Annotated in this window: 9 protein-coding genes; 3 read left to right on the top strand and 6 right to left on the bottom strand. The window is 69.8% G+C overall.

The window, feature by feature from the left end; all coding sequences use genetic code 11:
- Window positions 1-133 precede the first annotated feature (133 nt).
- Both ABZ552_RS01995 and ABZ552_RS02000 read right to left on the bottom strand, forming a co-directional pair.
- Complete coding sequence (locus ABZ552_RS01995; RefSeq protein ID WP_281881214.1) at window positions 134-1024, bottom strand: DNA-3-methyladenine glycosylase 2 family protein; 891 nt, start codon at window positions 1022-1024, stop codon at window positions 134-136.
- Window positions 1025-1405: 381 nt separating this feature from the next.
- Window positions 1406-4204, bottom strand: a complete 2799-nt coding sequence (locus ABZ552_RS02000) for an FAD-binding and (Fe-S)-binding domain-containing protein (RefSeq protein WP_281919341.1) — start codon at window positions 4202-4204, stop codon at window positions 1406-1408.
- A gap of 208 nt (window positions 4205-4412) precedes the next feature.
- Here ABZ552_RS02000 and ABZ552_RS02005 point away from each other — a divergent pair, with 208 nt between their 5' ends.
- A complete protein-coding gene (locus tag ABZ552_RS02005; protein ID WP_357435229.1) occupies window positions 4413-6293 on the top strand; it encodes an ABC transporter ATP-binding protein in 1881 nt (626 codons plus the stop codon).
- 12 nt (window positions 6294-6305) lie between these two features.
- On the opposite strand, the gene ABZ552_RS02010 is transcribed toward ABZ552_RS02005, so the two are convergent.
- From ABZ552_RS02010 to ABZ552_RS02020, 3 genes are all read right to left on the bottom strand, one after another.
- A complete protein-coding gene (locus ABZ552_RS02010; RefSeq protein ID WP_281876448.1) occupies window positions 6306-7826 on the bottom strand; it encodes an alpha/beta fold hydrolase in 1521 nt (506 codons plus the stop codon).
- Between the two features lie 174 nt (window positions 7827-8000).
- Window positions 8001-8993, bottom strand: a complete 993-nt coding sequence (locus tag ABZ552_RS02015; RefSeq protein WP_357435231.1) for an oxidoreductase — start codon at window positions 8991-8993, stop codon at window positions 8001-8003.
- A gap of 37 nt (window positions 8994-9030) precedes the next feature.
- On the bottom strand, window positions 9031-10101 hold the full coding sequence (locus ABZ552_RS02020) for a DNA polymerase IV (RefSeq protein ID WP_281876450.1): 1071 nt from the start codon (window positions 10099-10101) through the stop codon (window positions 9031-9033).
- A gap of 70 nt (window positions 10102-10171) precedes the next feature.
- On the opposite strand from ABZ552_RS02020, the gene ABZ552_RS02025 reads away from it, so the two are divergent.
- On the top strand, window positions 10172-10756 hold the full coding sequence (locus ABZ552_RS02025; protein ID WP_281876451.1) for a TetR/AcrR family transcriptional regulator: 585 nt from the start codon (window positions 10172-10174) through the stop codon (window positions 10754-10756).
- Window positions 10753-11205, top strand: a complete 453-nt coding sequence (locus tag ABZ552_RS02030; protein WP_281876452.1) for a PaaI family thioesterase — start codon at window positions 10753-10755, stop codon at window positions 11203-11205. The genes ABZ552_RS02025 and ABZ552_RS02030 overlap by 4 nt, the downstream gene beginning before the upstream one ends.
- A gap of 319 nt (window positions 11206-11524) precedes the next feature.
- On the opposite strand, the gene lon is transcribed toward ABZ552_RS02030, so the two are convergent.
- Window positions 11525-13855, bottom strand: coding sequence for an endopeptidase La (gene lon, locus ABZ552_RS02035; protein ID WP_281881216.1), 2331 nt, complete (start codon window positions 13853-13855; stop codon window positions 11525-11527).
- Window positions 13856-13997: the final 142 nt, after the last annotated feature.

The following is a 13997-nucleotide window of genomic DNA, read 5'->3' on the forward strand; positions in this document are numbered from 1 at the left end:
ATGAATGCGGCGATGGCCGAGTGTGGCGCGACTACCTATAGTTTCGCTTTCCCCAGACCGGGAACGGCGGATAAAGACTGGCCAAAATTGCGGAAAAGTAGTCGACTATGGGACGTCTGTTAACTGCTGTGACTCAATGCCAACTGTGGTCGGTGCGAGCGGTGCGCGGGCCGAACTTCGGTTTGTGGAAGTGGCCGCTGATTTCCAGCAGGCGGATCGCTCGATAGCGGTGTGGACGCAGCGGTTCCAGATATTCGACCATCTCGTCGTCGTCGATCGGACGGCCGAGCAGGGTCCAGCCGACCGTAGCGGCGAGGTGATAATCACCGACCGACAGCGCGTCCGCGTCACCGAAAGCTCGCTGCCCGATTTCCGCGGCTGTCCACACCCCGATACCGGGAACGCTGCACAGCATGCGTGCCGCCTCGGCCGGATCCACCCGCGCGGCGCGCTCCAGCGACTCGGCGATCCGCGCCGCGCGCACGATGGTCTGCGCGCGCTGCGGTCCGACGTTGGCCCGGTGGTAGACCCAGGAGGGAATCCGCCGCCAGGTGTCGGCGTCCGGCGGCAGCCGCATTCCTTCCGGTGCCGGGCCCGGCGCCGGTTCGCCGTACTGCCGCACCAGCTTCCGCCACGATGCCCGCGCGGAGACGGTGTGCACCTTCTGCTCCAGCACGGCCGGTACGAGGGCTTCGAACACCAGATCCGTGCGCAACATGCGCAGGCCGGGGAACCGGCGGTGCGCATCGATGAGCTTCGGGTGATCAGGGAGGAACGCCGAGACGTTCTCGTCCAGGCAGAGCATGCGCTCGAGACCCGCGAGGAATTCCTCCGCGCCCGGCCCCCAAGCGCGGGCCTGCACCGCACACGGGCCGGACTGCGCCAACCGGTAGGTGACCGGCCCGGTCGGGAGGCGGGAGGCATGCCAGTGCGCGCCGTCGGCGGTCACCCGGTGGCACGGATCACCTGTGCCGCGGCCGAGCGGGGCCAGGGTGCACGCCAGATCGATCGGCCGATCCGTCATGAGGGTCCGGCTCGCTCCCGGTTCGACCGTCACGCTGCGCACCGGCCTCATTCTGCCCGGTGCGGCGCGCGGCGCCGCATCACCCTCCGCCCGGGCGCGACGGATTATCATCACACCCATAACTCTTCTCATCTCGATCACGCATGATTATAGTTTCGCAATCGGTTGTAACGAAACAAGATTCACGGCGATATTGATTTCGTTCGGCAAATAGCTGGCTGTAGCGATGACGGAGGTTGTCTGATGATCACCAATCTGCTCAACTGGTTGCTCAACGCCTGGGGCGGGATTTTCGCGGGCAGTTCGGGCTACCAGATCCCGCCGGGCACCCTGCCGTTCGGCAGCTGACCTCGCCCGGATCGCAGGCGGGCCCCGAAAGGCTCACCGCTCCAAGAGAAATTGCGCGAGATGCCGCGCCTGTCGCCCGGCCAGGGCAGCGGCCTGGGTGCGACAGGAGAAGCCGTCGGCGAGGAAGATCGCGTCCTCGCCCGCGGCGCGCAGCGCGGGGAGCATGCCGTTCTCGGCCACCGCTACCGAAATGTCGTAATGGCCTCGCTGCATTCCGAAATTTCCCGCCAGACCGCAGCATCCGGTGATTTCCGTCACCTGCACGCCCATACTGGCTAATAACCGGCGTTCGACGTCGAAACCGAGGATCGCGTGCTGGTGACAGTGCGGTTGGACCACCACCGACTGCCCGGTTCGCCGTGGCGGCCGCCAGGTCGGCTGCTCGGCCAGGAACTCGGCCAAGGTGCGTACCGCGGCGGCGGTGGGCGCGGAGCGTGGATCCTCCGGCAACAGTTCGGTCAGGTCCGCGCGCAGGACTGCGGTGCAGGACGGTTCCAGCCCGACGATCACGCCGCCCGCGCTCACGTGCTCCTCCAGCGCGGCCAGGGTGGCCCGCAGCCGCGCGCGGGCGCCGTCGAGCTGCCCGGTGCTGATCCAGGTCAATCCGCAGCAGACGCGTCGCTCGGGGATCCGGACCCGGTAGCCCAACGTGGTCAGCAACCGAGCCGCCGCCAGTGCGATCTCCGGATCGAACGCGTCGGTGAACGTATCGATCCACAGCATGACCTCCCCGCGACCACCGCTGCGCTCCTCCGGCGCATAGGACGACTCGGCCAGTGCGGCGCCGTCGTCCAGATCGCGCCAGATCCGGCGGAAGCCGCGCACGGCCAGGCGCGGCACGTCACGGCGCGGGTCGATGCCCGCCGCGCGCAGACCGATTCGACGCAGCGCGGGCCGGCCGGCGAGTGCGTTGACGACCCTCGGCAGCCGGCTCGCGGCCGACAGCCACCGGGGCAGCCGGCCCAGCGAGTAGTGATCGATCGGGCGCAGCCGATGGCGGTAGCGGCGATACAGCGTCTCCGACTTGTAGGTGGCCATGTCCACGCCCGCCGGACAGTCCGACCGGCACGCCCGGCACGACAGGCACAGGTCCAGCGACTCCGCCACAGCCTCCGACGACCAGGGCAGCGCGCCGCGCACCACCTCCTGCAACACCCTCGCCCGCCCGCGCGTGCTGTCCTTCTCGTCCCGGGTGGCCTGGTAGGACGGGCACATGAAACCGCCGTCGGCGCGGCACTTGCCGACGCCGACGCAACGATGAACCGCGACGGCCATATCGCCGCCGTCTTCGGGGAGCGGGTGACCGAGCGACGGCCGGGCGTCCATCAATCCGGCCAGCCGCAGGTCGGCGTCGATCGCACGGGGTGCGACGAGCACACCGGGATTCAGGACGTCGCCGGGATCGAACAGCGCCTTGTATCCGGCGAAGACGTCGAGCACCGCAGGGGAGTACATCACCGAGAGCAGCTCCGAGCGGGCCCGGCCGTCGCCGTGCTCGCCGGAGAGCGAACCGCCGTAGCGCACGACCAATTCCGCCGCGTCGAAGAGGAAAGCGCGGAAACGGCGCGGCGCGTCGGCGATCGGGAGATCGAGGCGGACGTGGATGCAGCCGTCGCCGATGTGCCCGTACAACAGCCCGTCGACGCCGTGGTCGCGGGTGAGTGCGGCGAAATCGCGCAGGTAGGCGCCGAGCCGCGCGGGTGGGACGGCCGCGTCCTCCCACCCCGGCCACGCCGGCCGACCGTCGGGCGTGCGACCCGCCAGCCCCGCGCCGTCGGCCCGGATCCGCCAGAGCGCCGCCGCCGTCCCCGGATCGGTGACGATCCGGGTGTCCATCGCGCCCGTGGTCCGGCACAGCTCCTGTGCTACGGCCAGCGCGTCGGCTCGGGTCTCGCCCGCGGTCTCCACGAACAGCCAACCGCCGCCGCGCGGCAGGTCGGGCACCGTGCCCCGGTGCGCCCGGACCACGTCGACCAGCCGCGCGTCGATGCCTTCGACCGCGATCGGCGCGCAGGCCAGCACGGCGGAGACGTCGTCGGCCGCCGTGGCCATATCCGGGTAGCCGAGCACGGTGAGCACGGTGGCCGCCGGAAGCGCGACCAGGTCGACGGTCGCGTCCAGCAGCAAGCCGCAGGTGCCCTCGCTGCCGACGAACGCCTTCGCCGCCGACGCGCCCCGCTCTGGGAGCAGATGCTCCAAGCCGTATCCCGACGCCTGCCGGTCGAAGCGCCCCAGATCGGTGCGCAGAACCGCGAGATTCGTCCTGCTGAATTCCGCGAGGCCAGGCACCGCCGACAGGTCGGCGGCCAGCGCGCGTTCGGTGCCGGTGCCGTCCAGGATGCGCAACGCCCGCACGGTGTCGGAGGTGCGGCCCCAGGCGACGGCGCGCGGTCCGCAGGCGTTGTTGCCGATCATGCCGCCGAGGGTGCAGCGATTCTGCGTCGAAGGGTCCGGTCCGAAGCGCAGGCCGTGCGGACGCGCCGCCCGCTGCAATTCCGACAGCACCACGCCCGGCTGCACGGTGGCCACGCGGGCGGCCGGATCGATCACCACGATCCGGTTCATATGCCTGCTGAAATCGAGCACCAGGCCGGGGCCGATCGCGTTGCCCGCCACCGACGTTCCCGCGCCGCGCGCGGTCACCGGAAGGCCCTCGCCGCGGGCGAATTCCAAGGTGACGGCGACGTCCTCGTCGGTCCTGGGGAAGACGACCGCGGCCGGGAGAACCCGATAGTTCGACGCGTCCGAGGAGTACTCCGCCCGCCGCCGCTCGGAGGTGTCGACCTCACCCGCGATCCTGCCGTGCAGTGCCGCCATCCGGTTCTCGGTCACGGTGTTATTTTCCAGCGAGCTGTGTTCGTTTTTCCAGCGCCTATGCGTAAAGCGCCATGCACGTCGTGGTCCGGGGTTCGGGTTGTGGCCGGTTTCGCTGTGGGAGGAAAGGGTTCCGCGCCGGAATCGACTTGAACTAAACCATTGTTGAGGTCTTAGTGTCGGTGGCCAGGTCTTGGATGGGGTGGGGAGCGAGAGGAAGAGCAACGTGAGCATCGAATCCGTGGCGTGGAGCCAGATGTACCGGCGGGCGAACGCACCGCAGGAACAGCGGCCGTTCCGCTTCGCCACCGCCAAGCGCATCATCCGGTTCGCGACGCCGCACCGCCGCAGGATCAGCGCGTTCCTGCTGTTCAGCGTCGTGTCCGCCGGGCTCGCCGTGGCGACGCCGGTGCTGGCGGGCCGGGTGGTCGACGACATCGTCGGCGGCGCGGCGCCCCGGGTGGTGGTCGTGCTGGCGTTGGTGATCGGGATGCTCGCGGTGTTCGACGCGGGGCTCGGGCTGGCGATCCGATGGATGTCGGCGCGGATCGGTGAAGGGCTCATCCTCGATCTGCGCACCGCCGTGTTCGACCACGTGCAGAAGATGCCCGTCGCCTTCTTCACCCGGACCAGGACCGGCGCACTGGTCAGCCGCTTGAACAACGACGTCATCGGCGCGCAGCGCGCGTTCAGCGACACCCTGTCCGGCGTGGTGGCCAACCTGGTGACGCTCGCGTTGACGCTCGGGGTGATGCTCAGCATCTCGTGGCAGATCACGGTGCTCGCGCTGGTATTGCTGCCGGTGTTCGTGCTTCCGGCGCGCCGGATGGGCAACCGCCTTGCGGACATGCAGCGGGAAGCGGCCCGTCTGAACGCGGCGATGAGCACCCAGATGACCGAGCGGTTCTCCGCGCCGGGCGCGACGCTCGTCAAGCTCTTCGGCCGTCCGGAGCAGGAGTCCGACGAGTTCGCCTTGCGGGCGCGCCGGGTGCGGGACATCGGCGTGCGCACCGCGATGCTGCAGACCGTCTTCGTCACCTCGCTCACGCTGGTGTCGGCGCTGGCGATCGCCCTGGTGTACGGGCTCGGCGGCTGGTATGCGCTGCGCGGGCAGTTGGACGCGGGCGCGGTGGTGTCGCTGTCGCTGCTGTTGACCAGGCTCTACACGCCGCTGACAGCGCTGGCCAGCGCCCGGATGGAGATCATGGCCGCGCTGGTGAGTTTCGAGCGTGTCTTCGAAGTGCTGGATCTGAAGCCGCTGATCGAAGACGCGCCGGGGGCGCGGCCGGTTCCGGCGGGCCCGGTCGCGGTGGAGCTGGACGCGGTGAGTTTCGGCTACCCCTCGGCCGACAAGGTGTCGCTGGCCTCGCTGGAGGACGTGGCGAATCTGGACACCCGCGGCGGGGTGGAGGTGCTGCACAAAGTGTCGCTGCGCGCCGAGCCCGGGCAGCTGATCGCGCTGGTCGGCTCGTCCGGCGCGGGCAAGTCCACCATCGCGCAGCTGGTCTCGCGGCTCTACGACGTCGACAGCGGCGCGGTGCGGTTGAACGGCGTGGACGTGCGCGAGCTGACCACCCGGTCGATCCGCGAATCGGTGGGGCTCGTCACGCAGGACGGGCACCTGTTCCACGACACCATCCGTGCCAACCTGCTGCTCGCAAGGCCGGAGGCCGACGAGGACGAACTCTGGGACGCGCTGGAGCGCGCCCGGCTGCGCGAGCTGGTCGCGTCGTTGCCGGACGGACTGGAGACCGTGGTCGGCGAGCGCGGCTATCGGCTCTCCGGCGGTGAGCGCCAGCGCCTGACCATTGCGCGCCTGCTGCTCAAGCAGCCGCGCGTGGTGATCCTGGACGAGGCGACCGCGTCGCTGGACTCGACCTCCGAAGCCGCCGTGCAGGAAGCGCTGTCCGAGGCGCTGGAGGGCCGGACCGCGCTGGTGATCGCACACCGGTTGTCCACGATTCGCTCCGCCGACCAGATCCTGGTGCTGGAGGAGGGCCGGATCGTGGAGCGCGGCACGCACGCCCAGCTGCTGAACGCCGACGGCCGCTACGCGGAGCTCTACCGCACCCAGTTCGCCGAGGAGCCCGTCACGGCGGCGGCTTGATCCGTCGTCCGGCTAGCTCGCTGTCTGGTCCGTGGTACAGGTGGTGTCCGTGTCCGGCAGGGTTCCCGCGCCGAAGTAGGCGTTGATCGCGTTGTTCACGCAACTGCTCAGCTCGGGCCGGAATGTCATGTGGATACGGACGCCTTCCAAGGTGACCATCCGCGACGCCGACAGGTACTCGTGCAGCCGGACGGCATGGGTGTAGGGAGTGCGTGGATCGCCCGACGCCTGCACGATGAGCACGGGCACCGCGTTCCGCACCACTGTCGGCGGTTCGACCGGACGAGGCCAGAAGGCGCAGGGCTGGATATTGCCCGCCAGCGCCCCGAACACCGGTTGCGTGGCCCGGCTCTCCTCGATGTTGCGCCAGTACCAGGTGGGATCGACGGGCGCGCCGACATCACCGCAAGCGATCTGCGCCAAGACGGAGTTCTCGTTGTCCCGCAGCGCCGCCACGATCGCGCGCAGTCGCGGCGTGCGGGAGGTCGTGGGCGGACCGCCCGCGTCGTCGGCGAGCTCGCGCACCGTCGCGGCCAGCGGTTCGTTGAGCCGGAAGTTCCACAGCAAGGCGTGCAGGATGAACGGCAGCCAGTGGTCGTCGATCGCGAAACCGTCGATGACGATCGGCTTGCGGTTGACGACGCGGACCAACTCCTCGACCTTCGCTCGCACCTGCTGCGGCGTCGCACCGAGCCGGAATTCGTCGTCCCGGGCGGCGGCCCACACCGCCCAATCGTCCAAGGCGATCTCGTCGGCTGGTCCCCAATCCTGGACCAAGCCCGTCCAGTACCGGTCCGGATCGATCGCGCTGTCGAGCACGACTCGATCACTGCGCTCCGGGAACATCTGCGTGAACACCGCCCCGAGGTACGTGCCGTAGGACAGGCCGTAGAAATTGACCTTCTGCTCACCCAGGGCGGCTCGGACGATGTCCATGTCCCGCGCGGTGTTGCGGGTGGTGAACTGCCGCACCAGCTCCGGATCGCGAACGACGCAGGTGGCGGCCATGCCCGCGGACTGAACGGTGTCGTGCACGAACCCCAGCGGATCCAGGCCCGCCGACCGGATCATCTCGCCGACCGGCCACCCACACCGCGGGCTGCTGCTGGACTCGCCGACCCCGCGCGGGTCCATGCCGATCAGGTCGTAACTCGCCAGCACGTCCGGCGACAGCACGTCACCGAGCAGATCCACGCTGTCCAGGCCCGGGCCGCCGGGACCGCCCGGATTCGACAGCAGGACGCCCCGCCGCCGCGCCGGATCGGTCGCCTTCACCCGGGATATCGCCACGGTGATGGTGCGATCGCCGGGCCGCCCGTAGTCGAGTGGCACCAGGACGTTCGCGCACTCGCCCCCGGCCTTGTCCAGATTCTCGGCACCGCACGGCTTCCACTCGAGCGTCTGGTGATAGAACCGGTCCACGCCGTTGGGCTGCGCGTCGACCGCCGGATCGGCCCGGCCGTACGTGGGCGCGGCGAGCAGTGCGGACGCCGCCACTATCGACATCGAACGCCAGAACAGATTCGCGGACAACGAGGTTCGCCTCTCGACCGGAGCGAGCATGGGATTGATGCGGAAGAACCGTATCGGATCGAGGCTCTCGGCGGTGGCAGCGTGTTCCCGCGCGCGGCGTGATCCGATCGAGGCCGTTCAACCGGCGAAGCCCGGCTCGAACGAGTCGAGCCGGGCTTCGCCGATCGGTCGCGATCAGAATTCGCCCATGACGCCGATCACGGTGCGGCCCCGGTGGCTGCCGTCGCGGATGGCGCGCAACACCCGCTCCACATCGGTGATCGGAGCGTAGTTCTCCAGGGCCGAAAGATGCTGTGGCCGCAGCTCTTTGCCGAGCTGGGACCACACTTCCCGGCGACGCTCGATCGGGAGGTTGACCGAATCGATGCCCTCCAGCGCGACACCGCGCAGGATGAACGGCATCACCGTGGTGGGCAGTTCGGACCCGCCGGTCAGCCCGCTCGCCGCGACCACGCCGCCGTAGCCGATGGCGCTCAGTATGTAGGCGAGCGAGGCGCCGCCGACGCTGTCCACGGCCGCGGCCCACCTGGCCTTGGTCAACGGCCGCGGTTTGGCATCCGGCTCCGGCAATCGGCCGATCACCTCGTTGGCGCCGATCTCGCTGAGCAGCCCGCCCGCGTCGGTCTTGCCGGTGGATGCGATGACTTCGAAACCGAGTCCGGAGAGGATGTCGATGCTCACGCTGCCGACCCCGCCGGTCGCGCCGGTGACCAGCACCGGGCCCGCGTCCGGGGTGAGGCCGCGATCGAGCAGCGCCTGCACGCTCAGCGCCGCGGTGAAACCCGCGGTGCCGACCGCGGCCGCGTCGCGCAGGCTCAGGTCCTCCAGCTTGACCACCCATTCGGCGGGGACCCTCGCGTACTCGGCGAAGCCGCCGTTGTGCGAGACGCCGATGTCGTAACCGTGCGCGATCACCGGGTCGCCGGAGGCGAAATCGTCGTCGGCGGACTCGACCACCTCGCCCACCAGATCGATTCCGGGCACGATCGGGTAGTTGCGCACCACCCCGCCGCCCTCGGTGATCGCCAGACCGTCCTTGTAGTTCGCGCTCGAGTAGTGCACTTTGATCGTCACGTCGCCCGGCCCGAGGAAATCCTCGCCGACCTGCTGCCGGGTCAGGACGATCCCGCTATCCGATTCGTGTGCCACCATCGCCCAGAACTCCATGCGGACGAGCATACGAGTGTCCGGACGGCTCCGGGAGCTACTGCGGCAGGAGTTCCAGCCGGACGCCGAGCAGGCGGACCGGGCGGTCGAGGTCGAACCGATCGATGATGCGCAGTGCCGTCTCGGCGATCCGCGCCACGTCGATGGTCGGTTCGGGCAGTTTCTCCTGTTTGCTGCGTGTGTAGAAGGTGTTGGTCCGCACGGTGACAGCGACGCGGGTGGCGATCCGGCCCGCCGCGGCCATCTCCTCCGCGACCTCGGTGGCCAGCCGCGCGACCTGAGCGCGGATCTCACCGGGATCGGTCAGATCGTGCGGGAATGTCTCCGACTTACTGCGGCCTACGGGGATTCGCGGTTCCGTGGTGACATCCGTATCGCCTTTGCCGTGGCCGAGCACCCAGAAGTACGGCCCGGTGTTCGGCCCGAACTCCGCCGCGAGACGCTGCCGGTCGGCCGCCATCAGGTCGCCGACGGTTCGGATGCCGAGCTCGGCCAGCCGTGCGGCGATCCGATTGCCGATACCCCACAGCGCGTTCGTCGGTCGATGGGCCATCACTTCGGTCCAGTTCGCGGCGGTGAGCCGGAAGACGCCCGCGGCGGCGCCCGGGCCTGCGACGGGCTCGGCCGACGACTTGCCCGCCGACTTGGCGAACCCGGTCGCGAGTTTGGCGGTGAGCTTGTTGTCGCCGATGCCGATCGAGCAGGTCAGGTCCAATCCGGCGATGGCGTCGCGCACCTGCTGTGCGAGGGCCTCCGGGTCGTCGGTGTCGGCGGCGAGGAACGCCTCGTCCCAGCCCCACACCTCGACCCGGCCGGGAAACGTCCGCAGCAACGCCATGACCTCGTCGGAGGCATCCTCGTAGGCGGCCATGTCCAGGGGCAGGAAGACGCCCTCGGGGCACTTGCGCTGCGCGCTGCGCAGCGGCATCCCGGCCCGCACGCCGAACGCGCGCGCCGGATAGGACGCGCAGGTCACCACCTTGCGCGGTTCGGTGGGATCGCCGTGGCCGCCCACGATGACCGGCAGTCCCCGCAGTTCCGGATGCCGGCGGAATTCCACCGCCGCCTGGAACTGGTCGAGATCGACGTGCAACAGCCATCTGGCCACCTCTCGTTCTTACCGCAGACCTGCGACACCCGGCGTTGCGGCGCGCGCAGGACAGAACTAAATTCTGGATATGAAGATTCGAGATCGGTTGCTGTTGGCGGCCGAGCGTCAGTTCGCCGAGCACGGGGCCCTCGACGCGACGCTGGCCCAGATCCGGGATGCGGCGGGCGCCAGCGTCGGCGCGCTCTACCACCACTTCCCGGACAAGGCCGACCTGTACCGGCAGGTATGGGCCAACGCGCTGGCGGACTACCAAGCGCACTTCTGGGCGGTGGTCGGCGACAGCACCGACGCGCGCGAAGGCGTCACCGCCGGCGTGCGTGAGCATCTGCGGTGGGTGAGCGAAAACCAGTACCGCGCAACGGTGCTCACGTCCGCACGGCCGCCGGGGGTGCGCGAGAGCGAGAGCAACCGCCGCTTCCTGTCGGACGTGACGCGGTGGTGGCGCACACACGCGGGATACGGGGCGGTGCGCGATCTTCCGATCGATCTGGTCTACGCGCTGTGGTTGGGTCCGGCGCAGGAATACACGCGGCAGTGGCTGGGCGGGGAAATGCGCATCGGCCCGGCCGAAGTCGCGGGCGAACTGGCCGATGCCGCCTGGCTAGCCCTCTCCGCCGATCGCACCCGGGCCGTGGGGGAGGTCTCCCGATGACGACCACGATGACCCTCGACCTCGACAGCGCCAAGAGAATCCTGGCCGCGCAGCCGTTCGCCGCCCTGGTGGGCACCGAGATCACCGCGTTCGGCGACGGCGCGGCCACCCTGGTCATCCCGTTGCGCCCGGAACTGACCCAGCAGTTCGGCTACGTGCACGGCGGTGTGCTCGCCTACGCCGCCGACAACGCCCTCACCTTCGCCGCCGGAACAGTTCTCGGCGCGAACGTGCTCACCGGCGGTGTGACGATCACCTACCTCCGCCCCGCCGCGGGCGATCGCTTGCGCGTCGAGGCAGCCGTCACCGGGTCGACGCGCCGCCAGGCGGTCGCGCACTGCGAGATCTACGCGGAGAGCCCGGACCGCGCACCTGTCCTCTGCGCGGTGGCCCAGGGCACCACCCGGCTCGCGGAAGCGGACCTGACCGGTGCGAATACCGGCGCATGACGCCACCCGGCCAACGGTGCTACGACGTACGGGAAGCGCCGCACGATCCGCAGCGGGGTACCGGTCTGATCGACGGCGTCGGCCGGGCTTGCACCTGTCGCGGCGGCTGCGCAGGACGGCGACCGCCGAAACTCGCCGCGACGTGCTGCGGCTGTTCGGCGGGATGAGCCGCACGATGGTCCGCTGCCGCGATGCCGAATGCACAGGGTTGCGAGCGCGAACCGCCTGCTCGGCAGACCACGGCCGGGCAGCGCGCGTCCGCCCGCGGGCATGCGACGGCCGGGCACGGGAACTCCGTGCCCGGCCGTGGCAGCCCAGGTCAGGCGGTCGCCGCGAAGGCCGGGCCCAACGCGGGTTCGGCGACCGGCTCGATGGCGTAGGCGAGGATGTCGGCCACGTCGGCGACGGGGCGGACATCCAGCGCGGCCAGCACCTCCGCCGGGACGTCGTCCAGATCCGGCTCGTTGCGCGCCGGGATGAACACCGTCTTCAGTCCGGCCCGCTGGGCGGCGAGCAGCTTCTGCTTCACCCCGCCGATCGGCAGCACCCGGCCGTTCAGCGTGACCTCACCGGTCATGCCGACATCCGACCGCACCTGGCGTCCCAGCGCGAGCGACACCAAGGCGGTGACCATCGTGACACCCGCGGACGGCCCGTCCTTCGGCACCGCGCCGGCCGGGAAGTGGATGTGGATGTTGCGGTCCAGCACCGACGGTTCGATGCCGATCTCCTCCAGGTGTGAGCGCACGTAGGTCAGCGCGATCTGCGCGGACTCCTTCATGACGTCGCCGAGCTGACCGGTCAGGGTCAGCGACCGTTCGCCCTCGGCTGCGTTCGCCTCGATGTAGAGGACGTCGCCGCCCGCGCCGGTCACCGCGAGGCCGGTGGCCACACCCGGGACAGCCGTACGTTCCACCGAATCGGGGGTGAAGCGCGGGCGACCCAGGTAGTCCTTCAAATCGTCCAGACCGATCGTCAGGGTGCCGGTGTCGACCTCGTAGCCCAGCTCGGGGTCGTAACCCGATGCCGCGGACCCGCTTTCGCGCTCGGACAGCCGGGTGGCCGCCTTGCGGAGCGCCTTGGCGATCAGCCGCTCCATCTGCCGGACGCCGGCCTCCCTGGTGTAGTTCGCGGCGATCTCGCGCAGCGCTTCCTCGCTGATCGTCACCTCGTCGGCGGTCAGCGCGTTGCGCTCCAACTGCCGCGGCACCAGGAAGTCGCGCGCGATGGCCACCTTGTCGTCCTCGGTGTAGCCGTCGACGGTGATCAGCTCCATCCGGTCCAGCAGCGGGCCGGGGATGGTCTCCATGACGTTCGCCGTCGCGATGAACAGCACGTCGGACAGATCTAGGTCCAGATCCAGGTAGTGGTCGCGGAACGTGTGATTCTGCGCCGGGTCCAGCACCTCGAGCAGGGCGGCCGCCGGGTCGCCGCGGAAGTCCGAGCCGACCTTGTCGATCTCGTCCAGCAGGACGACCGGGTTCATCGAACCGGCTTCCTTCATGGCCCGGACGATACGGCCGGGCAGCGCGCCGACGTAGGTACGGCGGTGCCCGCGGATCTCGGCCTCGTCGCGCACGCCGCCCAGGGCGACGCGGACGAACTTGCGGCCCAGCGCGCGCGCCACGGACTCACCCAGCGAGGTCTTGCCGACGCCGGGCGGACCGACCAGCACCAGTACCGCGCCGGACCCGCGTCCGCCGACGACCTCCAGGCCGCGAGCGGCCCGGCGAGCGCGGACGGCCAGGTACTCGACCATGCGGTCCTTGACCTCTTCCAAGCCGTGGTGGTCGGCGTCCAGCACCGCGCGGGCGGCCGAGACGTCGGCGCTGTCGGTGGTCTTCACCGTCCACGGCAGCTCGAGCACGGTGTCCAGCCAGGTCCGGATCCATCCCGATTCCGGGCTTTGATCGCTGGCTCGTTCCAGCCTGCCGACTTCGCGCAACGCGGCCTCGCGAACCGTGTCGGGCAGGTCCGCCTGTTCGACGCGGGTGCGGTAGTCGTCGGCGCCGTCCGGCTCGTCCTCGCCGAGCTCCTTGCGGATGGCGTTGAGCTGCTGGCGGAGCAGGAATTCGCGCTGGCTCTTCTCCATGCCCTCGCGCACGTCTTCGCTGATCTTCTCGCTGATCTCGGCCTCGGCGATGTGCGCTTTGGTCCACTCGATCAGCGTGGTCAGCCGCTCGGCCACCTCGGGGGTCTCGAGCAGTTCCCGCTTCTGGTCCGAAGTCAGGTACGGGGCGTAGCCCGCGGTGTCGGCGATGGCCGAGGGATCGGTCAGCTGGTTGACCGCGTCGATGATCTGCCAGGCTTCGCGGCGTTGCAGCACCGAGACGACCAGCTTCTTGTATTCGGCGGCCAGTTCCTTGGTGCGGCCGTCGGGAGTGGGACTCTCGACCGGTTCGGCCTCGACCCACAGCGCGGCGCCCGGCCCGGTGACCCCGTGCCCGATCTTGGCGCGCCGTTCGGCCTTGAGGACGGCCGCGGGGGCTCCGCCGCGCATCCGGCCGACCTGTTCGATGGTGGCGACCACACCGTAGGTGGCGTAGCCCTCGGTCAGCCGCGGCGCGAGCAGCACGGCGTCGGTCTTGGCGGCGCGCGCGGCATCGATCGCGGCCTGCGCGGATTCGTCCAGTTCGATGGGCACGACCATGCCCGGCAGCACGATCGGATCGGTCAGGAACAGCACCGGCAGGTTCTGTGGTGTAGTCACGTCTTCGACCCTTCCAAAAGTTGAGCGATGCCTACTCAACCCCGGGGCGTCCGGCTTTGTTCCGCCCCGACCGGTCCGTTCG

Source organism: Nocardia sp. NPDC019219, from assembly GCF_040632645.1.
Classification (GTDB): domain Bacteria; phylum Actinomycetota; class Actinomycetes; order Mycobacteriales; family Mycobacteriaceae; genus Nocardia; species Nocardia sputorum.